This is a genomic window from Leptospira kmetyi serovar Malaysia str. Bejo-Iso9 (assembly GCF_000243735.2).
GTDB classification, from domain to species: Bacteria; Spirochaetota; Leptospiria; order Leptospirales; family Leptospiraceae; genus Leptospira; species Leptospira kmetyi.
Genome location: NZ_AHMP02000003.1, coordinates 3,171,240 through 3,191,492, shown reverse-complemented (window position 1 = coordinate 3,191,492; position 20,253 = coordinate 3,171,240). Strand labels below are relative to the sequence as shown.

Sequence of the window (20,253 nt, the reverse complement as noted above, 5' to 3'; positions counted from 1 at the left end):
CTCCTTCCTGGATTTTAATGTCTCTTCGATGACTTAATTCTTAGTATTTTTTACCGAGTTTTTCGTCAGAAACAGTAAGTTTGTATCTGCCCTTTTTTCTTCTGCGTGAAAGAACTTTTCTTCCACCGGCAGTAGCCATTCTTGCGCGAAATCCGTGTGTTCTCGCTCTTTTAACTCGGCTGGGCTGGTAATTTCTTTTCATAATTATCCCTGATTGGCGTTAATGATTGCGTTTTTCTTCTTTCAGAAAGAATCCAATACTCTTCCATACAGAAGCTTTCTGAAAAAGGTCTGAGTCAACCTATTTCACATCCGGATTTGGAGTGAATTCGTCTTTGTCGGGAGTTCTATTCTTTGTGATTCAGGGAAAAAGAAAATGCCCTGATGGAAGGCCCGAACGACGGGAGGAGAATTGTCAGAATCAACCCTCTGTCCTAAAATAAGAAAACCCGGCAACGTCCTACTCTCCCATGCAGCGAACCACACAGTACCATCAGCGATGAGAGGCTTAACTTCCGTGTTCGGGATGGGAACGGGTGTGGCCCTCTCTCTATAGTCACCGGGAATCTTGAGGTCAGGTTCGCGTACCGAATTCTCCCGTCAATCTAAAATTAATAAAAAAGTTCGAATTCTTTTCCGGAGAATCTTTTTAAGAAGTAAGTCGTTTCAACGTAAGAAGCGATCGAATACGCAAACTGGCTGTTGACTTCTCCGGTAAGAATGGTCGTCGCAGAAACCGCGGAAGTGGTCGGAACTCCGGCGTGTGTTCCCGCAAAGAGATACGCACGTCCTTGATTGGTAGAATAACCGTAAGCGCCAATGCAAGCGTCGGAAAGTCCGTCCCCGTTGCCATCGCCGAAAGCGACAAAAATTCCGAATTGATCGCCCGAATTCTCCCCGCTAAAAACCGCATGTGCCGTTCCACCGGCCGATAGATTTTGACCGACAATTCCGGAATTTCCCGAAGAAAGAAAAACGAATCCGTTTCCTTGGGCCAGTCCATAAGCCCCGACAAGTGCATCGTGAAAACCGTCTCCGTTTACGTCGCCCAACGCGACCGAGATTCCGAAAAAACCGGTCCCGGCTTGACCGGTCAAATACGTATTAGCAATTCCTGAAGTAGATAGATCTTGATTTGCGATTCCTGAATTCCCGGAAGAATGAAACGCATACGCACGCCCTTGGTTTGCGGAATAGGATCTCCCGCCGATCAAAGCGTCTTCCAAACCGTCTCCGTTGATGTCGCCTAACGCAACCGAAATTCCGAATAAACTCGCGGATTCTCCGATCAAAAGTGTATTCGAAATTCCTGATACTCCGAGGTTTTGACTCGTAATCCCGGAACTTCCGGAAGAATGAAAAACATAAGACCTCGAAGCTCCGTCGGCCCCGACCAAAACGTCCGAATAACCGTCCCCGTTGACGTCGCCCGCCGCGACGGAAATACCAAAGCGATTGTTGATCGCGGCCCCGAGCAAAGCGGTTTGCGCCGAAGCGATACTCGCGGTGGAAATTCCGTTCGGTCCGGAAGAATGAAAAATATCAACGCGTCCTTGCGAAGTGCTGTAACCGTAAGAACCGATCACTAAATCTTCGAACCCGTCTCCGTTGACGTCGCCCGTGGCGATGGAACCTCCGAAAAAAACCGTCGAACCTGCGGTTAACGTAGAAGTCGGCGAGGCTCCGTTTAGAATCCCCGAACTTCCGGAAGAATGAAAGATATAAACCGCATCGGTCCCAGTATTCGGTGCGCTTACGATCGCGTCCGCATAACCGTCTCCGTTGATATCGCCCAAAGTCGAAAACCAACCGAATTGACTTCCGGGCGATAAAGACGCCAAACTCGTGTTAGCCGATAGAGCGGATTGTGAAGAAATCCCCTGACTTCCTCCGTGAAAGATATAAACCTTACCGTCACCGCCCGCGTATTGATTCGCGCCTACGATGAGATCGGGAAACCCGTCCCCGTTTACGTCTTGGTTATTCCCTTTTCGAACATAGATTCCGTAACACGCTCCGAAAAGAGAAGATCGTACGACGACCGAGTGTTTTGAATTCTGTTTCCAGATCTGAGATCCGGTCGGAAGTGCGAACTTCCAAGTCGTTCCGGTAACGATCGCGGGTTGAAAGGGCGCTCCGTCTAACGAAACTTCTGCGCCGGAAGCGAAGGGCGCGAGATCGCCCGTTAAAAATCCGGAGTGAAGAACTCCCGAATTAAGGACGTTTCGTATCGAAGGAGGAATACAACCGGAAGTCTGGCCGATCATACACTGAAGTATTACACTTTCGTAATACGGTGAGGAACTCATATCTCCCGGATTGAAACTGCGGATTCGATCACAGCAAAGGGAGAATGATATAAAAAAGACGATTCCAAATAGGAAAGGACGTTTTTGCTTCATGTTAAATTCGCATCCAAAATGTAACGGAAAAAATGATTCTCCCGTTCGAAAGAAGAATTTATTTCTTCTTTCTGCTCGGTAGATATTTGTAATATTCCACTTCGATTGTATTGATTAGGAACGTATAATATTTAACCAGTTTCTTGTCGTATTTTTTCTTCTGCGCTTCGTTTCTTAAAAACTCGGAAATCTGATCGCGGATCAAAGGCGCTTTTAAATCGTTATGACTGAGAATGATGGAACCGGGCATTCCTTGTGGAACTAAATCGTCCGGAATCAGGATCGAAGCCGAGTTTTGTAAAAGAGCGTATTCGATCGTAGAAGCCACCTTATCGTCGTCCTTTTCGCCTTTGAGATGTGCGACGCTGTTTCGGATATTGTCCAGGTTCTCGAAAATCTTCTTACGCAAAGAACGGGAATCGTGAATTTTATCGGTGATCTTCGTAAAACGATTCGGGAACACGAAACGTTCCGCGCCTTTCGCGATCAAACTCACCTTCTTCTCCTTAGGCGTTTCACCCTTGGATTGAAAGTGTTCGTCTTCGGAATCGTCGCCGGAATAATAACTTTCCGATGAAGAAGACATCGCACCGTATTCTCCCTTAAACCCGGAACCGAGAGAAGCGGACGAACTTCCTCCGTTGGAAAGAATGTCCGACTTTTCCTTATCTCTAAAATAGAATGCGAGCATCAAACCTAAGAACAAACTCACCGGAATTCCGACGAATAAGATCCCCGTCGTTCTGAAATGTACGGACGCGATTAAAAAGAGAATCATACTCGCGACAAAACCCAACATTCCCATGGGAAGATTGAATTTCTTCGCGAATTCCTGAGAACGTTGTTTTTCGGCTTCCAACTGTTCCATCGCTTGGATGCCTTGTTGAAGTTTTACGATATTCTCCGCTTTGAGTTTTGCGTTAAGGCCCGGATGTTTCGGATTGCTCAAACTCGCGTTGATTTCGCGCGCGATGTCCAAGTCCTTTTGATACGCGGGATTGCTCGTCGCCATTCCGCTTAACTTGTGTAAGACGGCGGCCATATATCCGGGATCGACCGCGTAAATTTCGGATGTTTGATCGGCTTTTTCGATCACCTTCATCCCGTATTGATCAGAAATATCTTTTTTCAATTCTTCAATCAATGCCGGATAACGCGATTCGTCCAACAAACCCGACGATTTCAATTTTTGTTCGGGTGAGAATTTATAGAGCGTCTGATCCTGGAGAGTATTCTCGCCGATCTTATGAAGAATTCTCGTCTTTAAGGATTTAAAAACGTTTTCTTCCTTTCTTTCAACGAGCCTATCTTTTTCCTCCATCAATCTGGAAAGAATTTGAATGGAAAGTCTGCACGTTTCGGAAACCTTTTTGCCGAGTTCGTCGGTTTCACGATCGAAAGGATAATCGTTGATCAAAGAAATCAGCGCTTTTACTTTTTCGCTGTTTTGTTTTCTTCCGGGTTCGACCATCTGAATATGGGTTTGTTCGAATTCCGCGATTCTCGTTGCGAACAAACTATAACCGGCCCGCGTACATAGTTCTTTGAGATAGGGAATCGCAAACTTTTCAAGAGCGTCCGCCTGACAACGATAATGCGCGATCACCTCCGGTTGATTCACATAAGAACCGTCCGGGTTTAATTGAAGATCGTCCAAGATGATATGATAATCCGGAAGAATCTTCATCACGTAATTCTTTTGAACCGCATACGTGAGAAAATCGCGTAAGAAATCCATCATCGGAATATAACTGTAAGGAAGAAATCCCCTCTTCAACAAAGTGGAGAACTCCGCTTCCAGAGAAGCCAACTTCGGAAAGAGCCAATTCTTTCCCGCTTTGTTTTTATGAAGCAGAAAGGAGCCGGGGTTGTCTTCGTCGGGAAGTTTCGGTTTTTTGGATCGGTTTTGAAGAATGAGATCGATCATCTCTTCCGAAAATTCGAAACAAGCAACTCGATACGGAGTTACGTCGGTCTTCGCCTCTTTCTGTGGACTTGCGATCGCGATACGAGCCAGCACCTTGGCTCCGTTACGGACCAAAAACGGATAAATATAGGCGGACTTGTTCTTCCCTTTTTTTTCGTAATCGACTAACTGACGTAAGGCGAGATCGACGCTCGGCGGAGACTTTGCTTGTTCGCTGAGATTTCTGTATTTGTTTAAAAGTTCGCCAAGCTTGTCTAACGTAAGAAGATAAGAAGGATGAATACTTTTCGAGCCGTGTTTTTCGGTCTTTTTATGCCAGTCTCTGAGTTCGTCCAGAATACAACGCGCGGTTGCGGATAAGCCGACGGCTCCCTCGTTTAAAAAAATATAATCGGGCGTAAGGGACTGGATTTCAACGGGCTTACTCGCCGCCAATTCCTCGAAGCTTATGTCCTGTTCGGTGCTTTCCATCTTTTCTATTCAATCAACAACGCGGTTTACGAATCTTTGAACCTTTCTCAGTATCCAGTCTTCCATTTCGAATGGCTGGACGAAACCATTTATTTCGAGAATTTTTCCAATACACGACCGATTCTTAAAATTCCCTCTTCGATTTCCTGATCGTCTCGGACAAAGCTCAATCGAAAACATTCTTCCGGATGCGACCAAGCGGAATCGGCGCCGGGAAAGAACGTTTTGCCGGGAACGATGATCACACCCGCTTCTTTTAGAATCGGATAAAGCTCCGAAACGGGCAGTGATAAATTCTTAACCCAAATCCAAAGAAAAAACGCACCTTCGCTTTGATGAATTCTATAATCGATTCTCGGGTTCCAATGTTTTAAAATCGTTTCTTGAACGAAAATCGATTTCTTTTGATAAAAAGGTAATATTACTTTTTCACAAAGGTCCTTCCATCGTCCCGAACGGAAAAGATCCAACGCGATGAATTGTCCCGGACTTGCGCTCGTTAAATTGATAACCGAATTGGCTCTTTGCAACATCCGAATCGTTTCCTTGTCTCCGACCACGAAACCGGTGCGCACTCCCGGAAGACCGAGTTTGGAAAGACTAAAACCTTGGATCATACCCGGTTTGTGGATGAACGAACTTTTTCCGAAGACCACCTTCGGAAACGGAAACCCGTATGCGTTGTCGCATAACAAAGGAATTCCCGCGTTATTCGCTCTTTCAATCAAAAACCGGAGTTCTTCGTCCGTGATTACGTTTCCGGTAGGATTCGTGGGACGAGATATGCAGATGCAACCGGCTTCTTCCTTCCAGTCGCGCACGGAGTCGAATTTTTCCGAAGCGATAAAATATTTATAAGATCGATCGCCCGTTTCCCGAATGTCCGGCATAAAGGAAAGAAACGAATCCGGCTCCAAGGTTTGATCCGTGTAACCGATGTATTCGGGGAGAATGGGAAAAAGAATTTTCTTTCTTTGTCCGTTTTCGAAATTTCCGGAGAAAAAATTTAATAAGAAATAGAATGCGTTCTGACTTCCGTTGGTGATCGCGATTTGATCCTCGCCGATCGGAGTTCCCGATTCTTCCGTTAGGATCGAGGCGACCATCTCGCGGAGTTCCTGAACTCCGGACGGGGATTCGTAACTCCCGAGAATTCTTTCCATTCTTCCCGACTCGATTTGTTCCGTTACGATCTCTTTCCAGGTTCGGGCGACTTCGGGAATCGACGCGGGATTTCCGCCGCCCAACATACAAGCGCCCGGCGGGGGATTTCCGAGATCGTCCATCAGTTGTCCGATTCCCGTTTGTTTTAAAAATTTACGACCAAAATGAGAATATCGCATAGCCTACCAAATTTCTTCCGAAGTCTAAACCAGGAACCAGAATCCAAACGAAAAGAGAAATTTTGTGGATTCTTTTTCAAATGAATTCAAAACATACAACGCGCTAACGCGCGGATCAGGAAATAGAGAACCGAGAATGGAAACGAATCAAAACAAAGTCAAAGCAGCCGAAATATTAGACCTTACCGATTTTTTAAAACGATTTCCTTGGAGCGAAGAATGGAGCAAGTTCAAAGATCCAATAGAAACCCTTTGGGAATTCGAACTCGACGTTGAAATCGAAACCCTTTGGCCTTGGCTCATAGACACGTCTTCGTTTAACAAAAGAATCGGAATTCCCGAAATGAAGTTCGTGGAAAAGGAAGGAAAGCTTTTCGGACGTTCCAAAAATGCGGGAATTCTAATGGAATGGGAAGAAGTTCCTTGGGAATGGGAATACTGCAAAGGTTTAAACAACGCGAGAATCTACAGCAAGGGTTTGGCGAGATACGTTCAAACGAGATACGTCCTTGAAAAACTTCCCGAAAACAAAACGAAGCTGATCGTTTATTTCGGATGGATTCCGAGAGGAATTTTGGGAAGAATCATTCTTAAGGTCGGAATGAAACAGATGTACAAAACCTATCAAAAGGGTCTGGCCGGACTTTTGGAAGACATCGAAACGAGAAAGAAAAACGAATCCGTTCTCGGTTTGAATAAAAGTTTAAGTAATTCTTCTTCGGCGAGAGAAACCCTCAAACTCAAACAGATCAAAAACAATCTGCTTCGCGAGGGAATCGAAGAAACGCTGATAGATCGGGTGATCGATTACGTCCTTACGGAAGACGACAACGAACTCTATCGAATTCGCATTAAAAAACTAGCATCCGAATGGAAAATTCCTCTCGAAAGTCTTTTGATCCTATTCTTACACGGATGCAGACAGGGTTTGTTCACATTATCCTGGGACGTAATCTGTCCTCATTGCAGAGGAGTTCGATCGGAACTTTTCAACTTGGGAGACGTTCCTTCTCAGGATTCCTGCGACGTTTGCGGAATCGATTTCGAGTCCACGAAATTGAATACGATCGAAGTCACGTTCCACGTTCATCCTTCCATTCGCGAAGTTCAAAAAAGATTTTTTTGTGCGGCGGAACCCGCGACCAAAACGCACATACGATTTCAAAGGACGATTCCTCCCGGATCGGAGTATATTACGAATTTATTATTGAATGACGGAGTGTTTCGTCTTCGAGTCGCCGGAGAAAAAAAATACAATCTACTCGAGTTACAACCTTCTTCGTCCGAGACGTTTCGTTGGTCGGCCGATCAAAGAGAACAGGAACTTTCCGCGAAGCCGATGCCGACCGTTCAGATTCTCAACACGGAAAAATCTCCGCGCACGTTCATCATCGAGGAAAGAAAAGAGGATTCGATCAGTTTAAGACCGGTCGAACTTTTTAACTTTCAGGATTTTCGGGATCTGTTCAGCGAACAAGCGATCGCTTCCGATCTTCAATTGGACATCGGGGTTCAGACGATTCTTTTTACGGATATCGTAGGTTCGACGAGATTCTATCTTACGGAAGGAGACAACGGAGCGTTTAAGGAAGTGCGGGATCATTTCGTACATGCGTTTCGAATCATCAAAGAACACAAAGGCGCGGTCGTAAAGACGATCGGAGACGCTGTGATGGCTTCGTTTTCAAATCCTTTGGATTCTCTTTTGGCGAGTATAGAATTGCAGAAGACGTTTCAGATTTCTCCCGAAAACAGGATTCAGATAAGAATCAGCATTCACACGGGTCAATGTCTCGCCGTAAACCTAAACAGCAATATCGACTATTTCGGAAATACGGTGAACTACGCTTCAAAACTTCAGGGAATCACGGAGGCCGGAGAAATCGCGTTTTCGGAAGCGATCTTTCGAGACGGAGAAATCCGAAATCATCTCAAAACCAACGGGTTGAAAGTCAAAAAGGTTCCTTTCAAACTCCCTTGGTTTCAAGAAGAGGATATAGCCTACAAGTTGACGATAAACCCTTCCTAATATTCAAAGAAAGGAATATTCGAAATCAGGAATTTGCGCTTTCTTCTTCCAGTCGATCGAACACCTGGAGAAAAAGGGCGGATTCCTGAGCGCCGGAAACCGCATATTTTTCGTTGAACACGAAAAAGGGAACTCCGCTGACTCCCAGTTGACGACCTTGCATTTCCTCTTCGTAGATTTTTTTTAGAAGCGTTTCGTCGCCTTTTACGGAATCGAGATCTTCCGCGCTCATTCCGACCTCTTGCAAACATTCTAATATGATTTTCGAATCGGAAAGATTCTTTCCTTCCGCGAAAAAATTTCTGAAAAAGACTTCGGCCAGCGCGGAATCCTTTCCGGTTTCTTTGGCCTTGCGGATCAACGCGTGTAATAGGAATGTGTTCGGTTGATGACCGGCTTGTTCTACGGAAAAGGGAAGTCCTTCGGTCTGCGCGATATCGGCGACTCTTTGAACCATCATCTTTACTCGATCGATGGAACCGAATTTTTTCGTCATGTGAAGAACGCGATCCTCTCCTTCAGGAGCAAGATCGGGATTCAATTGGAAAGGTTTCCATTCGATTAAGATAGTATCATCGGGGTGGGACTTTTTTCGAAGGGAAATCGCATCCTCTAATCTTTTTTTTCCAATGTAACACCAAGGACAAACTACGTCCGAGTAAATTGCGATTCTAGTTTCCAAGATCCTTCTCCAACGGTAAGAACGAAACGTTCTTTTATATTCAGTCAGACTTTGAAAAAGAGGATTTAGTTCAAATAGAAAGCAACGGATCGAAAATAAGACGAAGAACGTGGAGACGGCGGGGTTCGAACCCGCGTCCTATTGCGCCCCAGATCAGCCTCTACGTGTGTAGTCTGTGTATAAAATTTCGGAAAGAGGTTAACCCTCAGACAGGACTCTCTCTCCTACCCGGCTCGAATACAGTCTCTTTTAGGAACCGAAAACCAAAAGAGCCGCCTCTTGATAAGTTTCAGAACGTTTAGAATTCAAGAGAAAAAACTAAGGTTCCGTAGCAGAGATTAAGCTGCTAAAGCTAATTCGTTATTAGCGGTTATTGTTTGAAGGTTTTGAGAGGAGCCTACAACCTCTACACGCCACATAATCCCTGGCAACAACAGTCGAAACCAATTTCGTCCCCTGCTGTTCTTTGATTAGACTGTCAAAACTAAGAAACTCGAGCTTTGCCGCAAGTTTTTTATCAAACGGAGAATTTTACCCGAAACATTTCGCAATAATATTGAAATGCCGGGAAAAAACCCGAAACCGTTTGTTAATTCTTTAACATTCGATTACCAAGAGGTGCAATTACAATGGATCAGATCAAGGACAAGATATCTTCTTTAGGAGCTTTTCTTTCTTTTGCGGGCGTTGCTTCGGGCGCGCTGAGCTTTTTCAATTACAACTTAAGAATTCTTATGTGGATCGACAACTGGGGAACCGCAACGGGCTGGGCGATCAGAGCCGGTCTGGTTGTTGGTGGTGGAATTCTTTACTTCGTAGGAAAAATGGGAAGAAATTCCGTAGCCGCGTAACCGCCCACTAACGCTTGTCAAAACAAGGGTCGCCGATCGACAACAAGGCGGCCCATTCTCGATTCGTTTAGAAATAAAAAACGAAAGAAAGTTTAGATTCCATTTCACCCGACTCGGGCCGCAAACGACCTCCCACTCGAATATCGAACGAACCCTTCTCCGCTCCGACTTCCTTTTCCGATTTCAACTTTGCGTTCATCGAAAGCATTTGTGTGATCGAAAAATCTAGCAACAACACGGTGATCAAACCCGTAATCGATCTTTCTTTTCCTTCCCGAACTTTATCGTGAGTCGTATAACCGCCGCTGATCGGATCTTTTACCAAAAAAGAATTTTCGTATGCGAAAACCAAACTGGCAAACTTCGGATTTTGACTGGAAACGTTCGGATCCAAGTTCACGTAAGCGAGCGCAAGATTACTCGCATCTTCGTAATAACGAGGACTGTGTTTTGAATACAGAGAAATGAGATGAACCAAATACAATTCGGTCAAAGAGAAAAGCGCACCGAGCGAAGGATAACCTAAAAAGTATAAATTCGACCAACCCGGAATCAAACTCGGAAGAGATTCCAAAATCGAAAATTTGGCCGCTTCGGTTCTACTTTTAAAGGTGGAATCGTTTTGTGCGTTCAAAGATTCGTTTGAAGTCGGGGAATTTTCGGGTTGATCCTCTTCTTCAGAAACGGTTTCTACTTCTTCAACCGACCCATTCTCCCCGGGCTTTTCTTCCCACTGAACGGGAATGGATTTGATCGATTTAATCGCGGTGATCGGAACACTGAACGTGCCACCTGATTCCGTTCGGATTTTGAGGGAGGTTTTTCCCAAGTTCGTTTTAACGTTTTTGTATTCGACCCCGTTTCTTAAAACGACCGTATCCGCAAACAATGGATTTTGATCAAAACGGAATAACAGTATTATAAAAAGAGAATATAAAAAATAGGTTTCAACGCGGCCAAAAAAAAAGGACAAGCCTGTGCGGTATTTCGGAGAAGGATTCGGAACGTTCTTTTTCAATTCGGAAAAATTCATGGATTTCGAAAAATCCTCCCCATGAATACAAAAGTCAAGATAGGTTTTTTATTCGAAATCGATCGAATCAACTGCGTCGATCGGGAAAAGAAGGTTTCCATCGTTTTTCAAAAGAATATAAAAACTCTCGTGTTGATAAACGAAACCTTTCACATGAGAACCGTCTTTGAAATGAATCACCCTTTCGATATCGGGTTGATTTTTATCCTTTAAGATCTGAATTAAGGCGGTGTTGTCGAGTTTCGCGACCAAGGACTTTAATTTTTCGACCTGTTTGAGATCGGTAGGAGCGAAACGGACCATGGATTTGAATTTCTCTTCCAAATCCTTTTCCTGATTCGGAAGCATGTTCTTGATCTTTTTGTTCAGATCGTCGTCCATCGAAAACATGGAAACCACACTTTCACTTCCGAGTTTACGAACATCGGAATTCAACGCAAAGACGAAACTCTCTTCCAGTTTTACGCCCTTCGCCTTGGCTTCTTCGATGCTTTTTTCCAAAGAACGAATCTTCTTCAAACTCGACTCGGGAATTCCCTTCCAAGACAAGGATTGTCCTCGGTTGATTTGAACTTTCTTACTTTGAAAAAGAATCGGAAAGTTCATCTTCAAAAATTCCCGTTCTTCATTCGTTAAAGAATTCGCCGTTTTTTCAAAAGCGATGGAAGGACCGGTTTCAATTTCTACCTTTCCGTCCAAAACGTCCAAATCGAGTTTGGAATGCGATTCTCCCACTTCTCTGGAATAAACGACCTTCGTTCCGATGAGAAACGCTCTTACATCGGGAGAAAGAATCGCCAATAACCCTTCTCCCGCGGTTTCGTTTTGAATCGAATCCACGAGCACGGAGCCACGAGCCACGTTTAAGGAAGAATATTTTTTATTTCCGGTAACGGAAACTTCCGAACCGGGCAACATACGAACCGCGACGCTTTTTGTGCCTTCGACTTGAAATTCGCAGATCGAAAAATTTCCGGAAACCAATTTACGATCGAGAAGATTCGCACCGGGTTGAGAAGCCACACCGTCGATCTTACAATCTCCGTACGAATTGATAAAGGCTTGATCCAATTTCGTATCGGACCAGGTTCCGTAACTCAACCAGAAAGAAACCCCCGCGATTAAAAGTACAGCCGCTACGGCAAGACCGGAAGTCAGGGGACGGGATTTAAAAATAACATTCGGAAAGTTTAATATTTTTCCGGCTTGTCCGGAGCCGGATTTTTCGGCGGAATCGGAAAGAGCGTAGGACAAAACCGAATTCACTCGAGTAGAGGATTGGTACATAGAACGAGCTTTCTCGTTTTTGATTACAAATTGAAGAAGTTCCTTTTTACCTTCGGCGTCCAGTTCACCGTACAGGTATTTCCCTAAGAGGTCTTCAAAACGTTCTATGTTGTCTACTTTTGCTTTCATGGTAGAAAATCTTAGAATTGGAGTCCTTTTTTTTCCATTTGAGCTCTGAGTAAAGAGACGGCTGAAATCAACCTTCTACTTACGGTTCTTTCTGAAATTCCCAAAGCTTGCGCGGTTTCTTTCAGAGTTTTCCTTTCGAGTTCCTTAAATAATATTATACTTTTTTCGGGCTCAGGAAGACTCTCAATTGAATCTTTTATTGCTTTTTCTAAAAAAGCTTTCTCTAAATTTTCCGGAATCTCCGGATTCACTTCTATATCGGTGACCAAATCTCCGAGGCTGAGGTTCCCAAACTCTTTTTTCTGTTTATTATAATGCTTGAAGTATAAATTTTTTGCAATAGAACATGTCCACGTACTGAAAGAAGCGATCTTAGAATCGAATTTCGCGAAAAAGGTAAACGCTTTTAGGAAGGCTTCTTGTGTAAGATCCTCCGCAACCTCCGGATCACCGGAAATCTTAAGAAGAAAATGATATACGGTTCGGTGGTTTTCCTCGTATAAAATCGAAAAATCTGTAGAATCGGATTGAACCATTGAGAAAATGCCGGTGAACCGGAGCTTTTTGCAATTTTTCAGTTAAATTCCGATTCTAAAAGCACAAAAAAGAATTTAAAACCGGCCATTTCTTTAAGATTTGCTTGAAAACTATGTCATATCAGCAAAGAAAATTGCTCTTTTTGAGCGTTCTGATCCTCATCCAACTGCAATGTGCGGCTGAAGATTTCAAAGCCCGCGATTCAGCGTGTTCTCAAAGAGCAAAAAAACAAAGCGAATGTTTCGAACAAATCATTACGTACTGCGCTTTGAATCAAGCAAGCACAGACAAACCCATCACGACGTTTTGCAACAGCCAACCGGTGCTCCTTTTAATTTCTTGCGTGGTCCTTCATCCGGAATGTCCGAATAACGCATCTTCATCCAGTTCCTCGTCCGGCAACTCCGCCAAATAATTCCTTATTTAGAATCGATTCTTATTTTATGAAGGGGGAAGCGCGGGGAGTTTTTCGGGAATTCTCGGTAACAAATGAGACACTCTTTTCGAAAAGAATAGTATACGAAATTGAAAAAAGTACGACTCGATTTCGATAAAATTTTTTTTCCGTTACAAGTTTTGTCGGGTCCTATTGTTAAAGGTATATATGAGTAACGACAAGTTTACTTCGATAGAAATGATCCCGGGTTATCTGGGCGGTAAACCTTTCATTAAGGGAACCGGAGTTCGGGTTTTGGAAATTTTAGATTTGTTATTGTCCGGAATGTCAAGAAAGGGAATTCTCAGGGAATATCCGGGAATTTCAAACGAGGATATCGATTCAGCGGTTTCTTTTTTGGAAAATAAATTGGAAGTCGCAAGACAGAATCAATATCTAAAACAAAAAGTCAGTTAAAGAAGTTTAAGGCAGATTCTCCATAGATCGGAGATCCGCCTTTCTATATTCAATTTTTATAATCTTTCTCCGAGAATCGGTCCACCCACGAGTTGCATCATTCTCTCTTTGGTTAAAACCAAATCCTCTCGGTTATCGGTCGCCATCTCGCCCGGCCCGTCCAAATAGATGGCGCCTTTCGGACAAGCTTCCTCGCACAACCCGCAAAAGATACAACGTAATAAATCGATTTCGAATTTCTTCGCGTATTTATCCTCTGGATGAAGGTGCTGAATTTCGGGAGTCACTTCTCCTGCTTCGATATAAATCGCGTCCGCTGGACAAATCCACATGCAACAGAAACAACTCGTACATCTTTCGCGGCCTTGTTCGTCGCGTTTCATCGTGTGCATTCCGCGAAATCGAGTGGAATACTTTCTTTTCTTTTCCGGAAATTCTATCGTTACCGCTCTTCTTAAAATCGCGGCTTTGATAAAATGTTTGAGTGTGATCCAAAGACCTTTTCCCACGGAATAAAAATAGAATTTTTCATACCAGGAAAGTTTATGGCGACTTGCGACTCTGATTACGTTAACGGTTCCCAACGCCCACCTCCTTTGGAGAAGAAGCGGAAATCAAATCCGCAAGTCTTTGAAATACGGAACCGGAGTTCAACAATCCTTTCGGAGGTTCCATCGCCTTTTGAAAATGCTGATTCAATCCGTTTTTGTTCGTGAAAGAACCCGCTTGTTCCGCAAACGTTTGAATCGGAACTCCGTAAGCCGCTTCGGAAACGCTTTCGGTCAAATTGGTGGACAACATGACAAGGGTCACGTTAGACGAAATGGAAGGTAAAAATTCTTTTCGATTCTCCTGAATCACAAAAACCAGATCGATTTCTCCGGATTCGACGGATTTACGAATCGAGTCGATTCCTTGCGTGGATACGAATCCGACATCGGTCGCTCCTTTTGTATTCGGTCTCAAATCCGTGGTCATCAAAAAGTCCCTTTGTTCCGGCGCCTTGTATTGAACGTCCTGAACCCTCGCTTCCACGATAACCGATTTTCCGAAAGATGCCACACTTTGAAGAATGGATTTTAAATTTTCGTTCGATTCGTTCGCTCCGCCGAGAATCGCGATTTTGTTCGCGGTTCCGATTTTTTCGGCGATCGCAGGTAATACGACGGCACTTTCGGAAACTTTTCCATTTTGATAATAAGCGAACAGACGATTCTCGTTCAACCAATCGATATCGAAACGTCCCTTGTCGCAGAGAAAATACATGTCTTTCTCTTCGTCGATTCGAGGCATATAACGATACATTTTGTTGTCTCTTACGTTGGTCGTTATGTTACAACCCGTGCTACAACCGTGACAGATCGATTCCGCGTTTTTATACCACCAAACTCTCGATTTGAATAAGGTTTTATTGTTGAGAAGCGCTCCGGTCGGACAAAGATCCGCGAGCGCGCCTTGAAAGTTGTGTTGGATCGGTTCATTCTTAGCAAGACCGATGATGGAATGATATCCGCGTTCGAACAGACCGAGATTGGATTCTCCCACGATCTCTTCTTCGAAACGAACGCAACGATAACATACGATACAACGATTATGATTGATGATCAGGTTCGAACCGATCTCTTCCTGAGGAACATTCCGTTTTTCTAATGTAAATCTGGAATTGCCTTTTCCTTCCTTGAACGCGTTGTCCTGGAGCTGACATTCGCCCGCTTTGTCGCAGACGGGACAATCCAAGGGGTGATTGGCCAATAGGAATTCCATCGTACCTTCGCGGGCTTCCTTGATACGATCGTTTTTCGTGAAAATGGAAAGCCCTTCCGTTACCTTGGTGTTGCAGGCCGCTTGAAGTCTCGGAACACCTTCGATTTCGATAAGGCACATTCTACACATGCCCACGATGGAAAGTTTTGGGTGATAACAGAAGAAAGGAATATCGATTCCGACATCTTTAGCCGCTGATATGAGGTTCTTTTTTTCATCCACCTCATACTCGATTCCGTCGATCTTGATTTTTACCATGGAATCATCCTTTTGATTAAACCCGGTACTGGGAAACAATTCTATAGAAACGTACCATTCTCATTCTGGCAACCCGTTTCTAAATTCCTCATTGTCCGTGGAATTTTGTTCTTGGAGTTTCGCTCGGACGGAAGCCGAAAAACTTCCGTCCATTTTGAGACTGATTCTTAAAGTTCTAAGTCTTTGTAATAATCGGGGACGTTCGCCCATTTTTGAAACCACTGAGGATTGATCGCTCTTTGATAGAGATACGCATCCACGAGGACCAAGTTGACGACCGCTTCGATGATGGGAACGGCTCGGGGAAGAACGCAAGGATCGTGACGACCTTTGGCTTCGAGAGTGGTTTCTTCTCCCTTAAGATTTACCGTATTCTGTTTTTTAAATATCGTGGAAGTCGGTTTGAAGGCCGCGCGGATCACGAGTTCTTCTCCGTTGGAAATTCCGCCCTGAAGTCCGCCGGAATTGTTCGTTTTGGTTCTGACTCTTCCGGTTCCTTCCTCGACGTAAAATTCATCGTTATGCGCGCTTCCCGTTAAAAGGGTTCCCGAAAATCCGGAACCGACTTCAAATCCCTTACAAGCGGGAATAGAAAGAATGGCCTTTGCAAGATCTCCGTCTAATTTGTCGTAAACGGGATCTCCCAATCCGGGAGGAAGATTGTAGGACACGCATTTGATCGTTCCGCCGACACTGTCGCCGGCTTCTTTCATCTTGAGAATCAGGTTTCGCATTTCGTTGGCGCTGGATTCTTCGGGACAACGAACTTCGTTTTGATCGACCTCTTCCCTGGACTTCGGATATTTTTCTCCGATTGTGGATTGAACGGTTCCGATCGAATCGACCCAAGCTACGGTTTCGATTCCGAGATCGTCCTTGAGTATCATTCTTGCGATGGCTGCGGCCGCTACGCGGCCGATCGTTTCTCTGACGGAAGAACGACCGCCACCTACGTGAGCGCGGAAACCGTACTTCACTTGATACGTGTAATCCGCGTGAGAAGGTCTGAACGTCGTTCTAAGATTTTCGTAATCTTTGGAGATCGTGTTCTGATTATCGACAATGAGTGCGATCGGCGACCCGATCGTTTTTCCTTCGAAAACTCCCGATACGACTCGAACCGTATCGGTCTCGTCTCGAGGTGTTGTAAGATTGCTTTGGCCCGGTCTTCTTCGGTTTAAGTCTTTTTGAATTTCTTCTAAACGAATGGGGATTCCCGCGGGAACTCCTTCGACAACCACCCCCACGGATTCTCCGTGAGATTCTCCGAACGTACTGACTTTAAAGATTTTTCCCCAACTAGAAGGCATAATACCACGAAAACAGGATAAAGCTCAGGGATAAAGCGAGTTTCTAAAAGAATCTTTTGGTTTTCTTAAGCGACAGAACGCGGAGCCGTTCCTCGGAAACTCTGATCGACTTTTTCGTAAAGGTTCGGTTCGAGTTCCGGATCGATGATGTAAATCACTCTTCTCGGATCCATACTGTTGTTCAGATCGAAAACCGCCTTTCTTTTGTCCTGACGGAAAGAATGAGGATCGTAACCTTCAATCTTGATCTTTCCTTTGTTCGTGATGACGGGACGAATCGTTCCGATTCTTTCGAGAAGAGGTCTTGTCTGATGTCTGTAAATTTCCTTGATGACGCAGGTTTCAAAGTGAACCTTTCTTTGAGAATCCATCGAAACGACGATGATATAATCTCCTGGATTGAGAACGCTTCGGTTCTCGCAAAGACTGAGAGCCATCAAATCGAAAAAGTCTCGAACGATCTTTTCGTTATACGAAAAGAAACTGTTATTTAGAATCAGCTTCATCGACGTTAGCGCGTCGTACGCAGGACGCCAATCCTGATCCGAACTAAGCGACGCGAATTCTCCCGAAATCGAAATGATACCCGGGTCTTCGTCCGTATACGTGTTACTAAGAATATGATGAATCTGTTTCTGAATGTCTTCGATCAGAATCTGTTTCGTCTTATCGTCCTTGTATTTCTGAAGATATTCGGTCAACTTTCGGATGATCATGTTCGTGGAAGGATAATTGTTGTTTAGACCTTCTCCACGATACGTTCTATGACTGTTGAGCACGGCGGCCTTTACGTCCGAATCGATTCCGTTTAAATTTCCGATCATAAGATAACTGATGATCGGATGATTTTTGATGTAATCGAATTCTTCGGGACGAAGATTGGTGTGATTCGGAAGCTTCATTCTCGACTTGCCGATATCAACCATGTACGAAGCGAGCATAACGTTGAATTGTTTCGTCTTTTGAATTTCGTTGTCCGTTTTACTGAGAGCCTTCATTCCTCTCAACTTCATCGCCATCGAGATCACGGTGCGTTTGGTCATGATTTCGGAATCCGCTTTGATTCCGGCTTGTCTCATCACTTCGATCACGTTGACAAGACCGAGTTCCATATCCGAACTCGATTTAAAATCGGTGAGAATATCGTCTATGCCCTTTTGGACCATTCTTACATGATTGCTGTTGAGAGGATAATGTTTGAGTTCTTCCAATAGATCGGAAGCTTCTCTTGCAAGAGTGACGGTGAGATCCGTGTTGACGAGTTTCGTAAAAGAAACTTCTTTTCCGTGAACGGTATCGGGTTGTTTCGGTTTAACGAATTTATCTTTTTCCGAAATGAGAAAGTAGATTCCCTGACTTTCGAATTTTTGAAGTCTCGTAACGTCCTCTTCCGAAGCGTCCGATTTTTTATGAATTAAAATCTGTCCGTTTTTATTGTAGAAGTCTACGGGGATCTCGCTCTGACTGATAAAACTTTTGATCACGTCGGAGTTGAACTCGAACTTTTCCAAAAGTTCTTTATTTACGGAGCTTACAGAATGTGAGTGATTGCTCATATTAGAATTCATATAATAAAAACACCGTTATTTGCGTTTCGAAAAGAATCGCGTACCATAGAATCTTTTAGCAATCCTTTCTTGCGATATACGGGATCGGACTGGAAAAAAATTATTTATGAAACGTACATCTTAACTCAAATTCGGTTCGTTTCAAGAAAAAGTATTCAAGAATTTATTTCCAAACGATGGAAATGAAACGTTTAAAATCGTCGTGTCCTAGCGGACGCGATTCGGCTTGAATTCAAAACGTTTCTGTTCGGATTGAAACGCGTTTATAATAAACGAACATACCGAATTCTTCCCAAACGTTCCTTAAGGGATTAAGCGCTTTCTTTCGGGATTTCCCCGGTTTGTTTGGTCAATTCTTCGTAAAGACGAGCGTCCATATTCGGATCGAGAACGTAGACGATTCTTCTCGGATCCTGATTTTTTTCCAGATTGTAGACGGCCTTTCTTCGATCCAGTTTCAAAGAGGTAAGATCGAATCCGGAAATTCTCAATTTACCCATATTGCTGAAGTTGGGACGAATGGTTCCGATTCTTTCGAGCATCGGGCGGATCTGAGTTCTATACATCTCTCGGATGATACAAACTTCGAAAAAGACTTTTTGATTGGAATCCTGAGTAACGACGATTACGAAATCCCCTTCTCGAATGAAAGGTTGGTTGTTGCAAAGAGACAACCCTATATGATCGTAAAAATCCCTCAGCGTCTTTTCGTTATATGCAAAAAAACTGTTATTCAAAATCAGTTTCATCGCAACCAAGGGTTCGAACGCTTCTCTCCATTCCTGTTTCGTCGTGAGCGAAGCGAATTCTCCCGCGATGGAGATGACGCCGATGTCTTCCATAGGAAGATTGTTGGTAAGAATATTACGGATTTGTTTTTGAATGTCCCCGACCAAAACGGTCCGCTTCGGATCGTCTTTGTATTTTTCCTTATAAAGATTGAGTTTTTGAACGAGAACCTTGGGTTGGGGATAATTGTTGTTCATCCCTTCGCCCTTGTGAGGACGATGATGATTTAAAACCAAGGTCTTGATGTTGTCGTCCAAGTCGGGAAGATTGGCCACCATAAGATAACTGATGATCGGATGATTTTTGATGTATTCGAACTCTTCGGTTTTCAGATCCTTCTGCAAAGGAATTTTCATCTGAGTATAACCCACGTCCGCGAGATAGGAGGACATCATCAGATTCATCTGATCCAATTTCTTTTGTTCCATGTCGACTTTGGTAAACGCCTTTCCCGCCCTTACTTTCATCGCCATCGAAATAACGGTCCGTTTGGTCAATATCTCCGAATCCATCGGAACACCGGCATTACTCATCACTTCGATGATGTTCACCAAACCGTTTTCCATATCGGGAGTGGATTTAAAATCTTCTAATATCCCATCGATGGATTTGTTGAGATTTCTTACTTGGCTTCCGTTGAGAGGAAACTTTTTGAGTTCGGCGAGAAAGCTCGAAGCGTCCTTGGCAAGTCCTACGGTCAGATCCGCGTTGACCAGTTTCGAGAAACTGACGTCCCGGCCGTTTACGCTGTTCGGTCCGGCGTTTTGTTTGCCTCCGGAAATCTTTTCGAATTCGGATTTTAAAAAGTAAATCCCCTGACTTTCGAACTTTAGTAATTTTGTGATGTCTTCGCCGTTCGCGTTTTCCTTTTTATGAATCAGAATCTGCCCGTTTCTATTGTAGAAATCGACGGGAATGACGCTGTTGATTTTGAAGTGCTGAATGATTTCTTCTGTAAAGTCGAACTTCTGTAAGTCTTTTTGAGCATCCATGAGAATCGTCGTAAATCTGAAATTTATT

16 protein-coding genes, 1 rRNA gene and 1 other RNA gene are annotated in these 20,253 nt (G+C 44.0%); 3 read left to right on the top strand and 15 right to left on the bottom strand.

All coding sequences use genetic code 11. The features are described from left to right. Positions 1-40: 40 nt before the first annotated feature. From rpmH to LEP1GSC052_RS17325, 5 genes are all read right to left on the bottom strand, one after another. Entirely contained in the window at positions 41-202 is a 162-nt protein-coding gene (gene rpmH, locus LEP1GSC052_RS17345; RefSeq protein ID WP_000828326.1) for a 50S ribosomal protein L34, read from the bottom strand. A gap of 245 nt (positions 203-447) precedes the next feature. After that, positions 448-564: ribosomal RNA gene (gene rrf / locus LEP1GSC052_RS17340) — 5S ribosomal RNA — on the bottom strand. A gap of 47 nt (positions 565-611) precedes the next feature. After that, positions 612-2,309: an FG-GAP repeat domain-containing protein gene (locus LEP1GSC052_RS17335; protein ID WP_167593883.1), complete on the bottom strand. Its 1,698-nt coding sequence runs from the start codon at positions 2,307-2,309 to the stop codon at positions 612-614. A 151-nt stretch (positions 2,310-2,460) separates the two neighbouring features. After that, positions 2,461-4,800, bottom strand: a complete 2,340-nt coding sequence (locus tag LEP1GSC052_RS17330) for a hypothetical protein (protein WP_010572998.1) — start codon at positions 4,798-4,800, stop codon at positions 2,461-2,463. 89 nt (positions 4,801-4,889) lie between these two features. Then, the gene (locus LEP1GSC052_RS17325; RefSeq protein WP_010572999.1) at positions 4,890-6,143 is read right to left on the bottom strand and encodes a valine--pyruvate transaminase; all 1,254 of its coding nucleotides are present in this window, start codon (positions 6,141-6,143) and stop codon (positions 4,890-4,892) included. Positions 6,144-6,279: 136 nt separating this feature from the next. Here LEP1GSC052_RS17325 and LEP1GSC052_RS17320 point away from each other — a divergent pair, with 136 nt between their 5' ends. Then, positions 6,280-8,172 (top strand): adenylate/guanylate cyclase domain-containing protein, encoded by a 1,893-nt coding sequence (locus LEP1GSC052_RS17320; RefSeq protein ID WP_040913128.1) that lies wholly within the window; start codon positions 6,280-6,282, stop codon positions 8,170-8,172. A gap of 25 nt (positions 8,173-8,197) precedes the next feature. Here the strand turns inward: LEP1GSC052_RS17320 and LEP1GSC052_RS17315 are convergent, their stop codons facing one another. Then, complete coding sequence (locus LEP1GSC052_RS17315; protein WP_010573001.1) at positions 8,198-8,854, bottom strand: DsbA family oxidoreductase; 657 nt, start codon at positions 8,852-8,854, stop codon at positions 8,198-8,200. Positions 8,855-8,961: 107 nt separating this feature from the next. Further along, positions 8,962-9,311, bottom strand: a transfer-messenger RNA (tmRNA) gene (gene ssrA / locus LEP1GSC052_RS21070). A 172-nt stretch (positions 9,312-9,483) separates the two neighbouring features. On the opposite strand from ssrA, the gene LEP1GSC052_RS17310 reads away from it, so the two are divergent. Beyond that, entirely contained in the window at positions 9,484-9,705 is a 222-nt protein-coding gene (locus LEP1GSC052_RS17310; protein WP_020986158.1) for a hypothetical protein, read from the top strand. A 67-nt stretch (positions 9,706-9,772) separates the two neighbouring features. Here LEP1GSC052_RS17310 and LEP1GSC052_RS17305 read toward each other — a convergent pair whose 3' ends face one another. Genes LEP1GSC052_RS17305 through LEP1GSC052_RS17295 form a run of 3 tightly spaced genes read right to left on the bottom strand, consistent with a single transcriptional unit; the run spans position 9,773 to position 12,690 of the window. Then, complete coding sequence (locus LEP1GSC052_RS17305) at positions 9,773-10,738, bottom strand: hypothetical protein (RefSeq protein WP_020985927.1); 966 nt, start codon at positions 10,736-10,738, stop codon at positions 9,773-9,775. A 48-nt stretch (positions 10,739-10,786) separates the two neighbouring features. Beyond that, a complete protein-coding gene (gene rsx / locus LEP1GSC052_RS17300; RefSeq protein ID WP_010573003.1) occupies positions 10,787-12,154 on the bottom strand; it encodes an LIMLP_03685 family anti-sigma factor in 1,368 nt (455 codons plus the stop codon). 11 nt (positions 12,155-12,165) lie between these two features. Continuing rightward, positions 12,166-12,690 carry an RNA polymerase sigma factor gene (locus LEP1GSC052_RS17295; RefSeq protein ID WP_010573004.1) on the bottom strand — a complete coding sequence of 175 codons (525 nt, stop codon included), beginning with the start codon at positions 12,688-12,690 and terminating at the stop codon, positions 12,166-12,168. A gap of 605 nt (positions 12,691-13,295) precedes the next feature. Between LEP1GSC052_RS17295 and LEP1GSC052_RS17285 the strand changes: the two genes are divergently transcribed. Next, positions 13,296-13,544, top strand: coding sequence for a DUF433 domain-containing protein (locus LEP1GSC052_RS17285; RefSeq protein ID WP_010573006.1), 249 nt, complete (start codon positions 13,296-13,298; stop codon positions 13,542-13,544). Positions 13,545-13,600: 56 nt separating this feature from the next. On the opposite strand, the gene LEP1GSC052_RS17280 is transcribed toward LEP1GSC052_RS17285, so the two are convergent. The 5 genes from LEP1GSC052_RS17280 to LEP1GSC052_RS17260 form a co-directional block, all read right to left on the bottom strand. Continuing rightward, entirely contained in the window at positions 13,601-14,128 is a 528-nt protein-coding gene (locus LEP1GSC052_RS17280) for a NuoI/complex I 23 kDa subunit family protein (RefSeq protein ID WP_010573007.1), read from the bottom strand. Then, a complete protein-coding gene (locus LEP1GSC052_RS17275) occupies positions 14,115-15,566 on the bottom strand; it encodes an NADH-quinone oxidoreductase subunit G (protein ID WP_010573008.1) in 1,452 nt (483 codons plus the stop codon). The genes LEP1GSC052_RS17280 and LEP1GSC052_RS17275 overlap by 14 nt, the downstream gene beginning before the upstream one ends. A gap of 167 nt (positions 15,567-15,733) precedes the next feature. After that, positions 15,734-16,876, bottom strand: coding sequence for a chorismate synthase (gene aroC / locus LEP1GSC052_RS17270; protein WP_010573009.1), 1,143 nt, complete (start codon positions 16,874-16,876; stop codon positions 15,734-15,736). A gap of 65 nt (positions 16,877-16,941) precedes the next feature. Then, entirely contained in the window at positions 16,942-18,444 is a 1,503-nt protein-coding gene (locus LEP1GSC052_RS17265) for an HD-GYP domain-containing protein (protein WP_020986552.1), read from the bottom strand. A gap of 311 nt (positions 18,445-18,755) precedes the next feature. Next, positions 18,756-20,225 (bottom strand): HD-GYP domain-containing protein, encoded by a 1,470-nt coding sequence (locus LEP1GSC052_RS17260; RefSeq protein ID WP_010573011.1) that lies wholly within the window; start codon positions 20,223-20,225, stop codon positions 18,756-18,758. Positions 20,226-20,253 lie beyond the last annotated feature (28 nt).

Bases quoted from the DNA above. Each gene is read 5' to 3' on its own strand.
- LEP1GSC052_RS17310 (WP_020986158.1), top strand. From the start codon at position 9,484: ATGGATCAGATCAAGGACAAGATATCTTCTTTAGGAGCTTTTCTTTCT.
- rsx (WP_010573003.1), bottom strand. From the start codon at position 12,154: ATGAAAGCAAAAGTAGACAACATAGAACGTTTTGAAGACCTCTTAGGG.
- LEP1GSC052_RS17305 (WP_020985927.1), bottom strand. From the start codon at position 10,738: ATGAATTTTTCCGAATTGAAAAAGAACGTTCCGAATCCTTCTCCGAAA.
- LEP1GSC052_RS17275 (WP_010573008.1), bottom strand. From the start codon at position 15,566: ATGGTAAAAATCAAGATCGACGGAATCGAGTATGAGGTGGATGAAAAA.
- LEP1GSC052_RS17295 (WP_010573004.1), bottom strand. From the start codon at position 12,690: ATGGTTCAATCCGATTCTACAGATTTTTCGATTTTATACGAGGAAAAC.
- LEP1GSC052_RS17330 (WP_010572998.1), bottom strand. From the start codon at position 4,800: ATGGAAAGCACCGAACAGGACATAAGCTTCGAGGAATTGGCGGCGAGT.
- rpmH (WP_000828326.1), bottom strand. From the start codon at position 202: ATGAAAAGAAATTACCAGCCCAGCCGAGTTAAAAGAGCGAGAACACAC.
- LEP1GSC052_RS17335 (WP_167593883.1), bottom strand. From the start codon at position 2,309: ATGAGTTCCTCACCGTATTACGAAAGTGTAATACTTCAGTGTATGATC.
- LEP1GSC052_RS17285 (WP_010573006.1), top strand. From the start codon at position 13,296: ATGAGTAACGACAAGTTTACTTCGATAGAAATGATCCCGGGTTATCTG.
- LEP1GSC052_RS17265 (WP_020986552.1), bottom strand. From the start codon at position 18,444: ATGAATTCTAATATGAGCAATCACTCACATTCTGTAAGCTCCGTAAAT.
- LEP1GSC052_RS17260 (WP_010573011.1), bottom strand. From the start codon at position 20,225: ATGGATGCTCAAAAAGACTTACAGAAGTTCGACTTTACAGAAGAAATC.
- LEP1GSC052_RS17325 (WP_010572999.1), bottom strand. From the start codon at position 6,143: ATGCGATATTCTCATTTTGGTCGTAAATTTTTAAAACAAACGGGAATC.
- LEP1GSC052_RS17320 (WP_040913128.1), top strand. From the start codon at position 6,280: ATGGAAACGAATCAAAACAAAGTCAAAGCAGCCGAAATATTAGACCTT.
- aroC (WP_010573009.1), bottom strand. From the start codon at position 16,876: ATGCCTTCTAGTTGGGGAAAAATCTTTAAAGTCAGTACGTTCGGAGAA.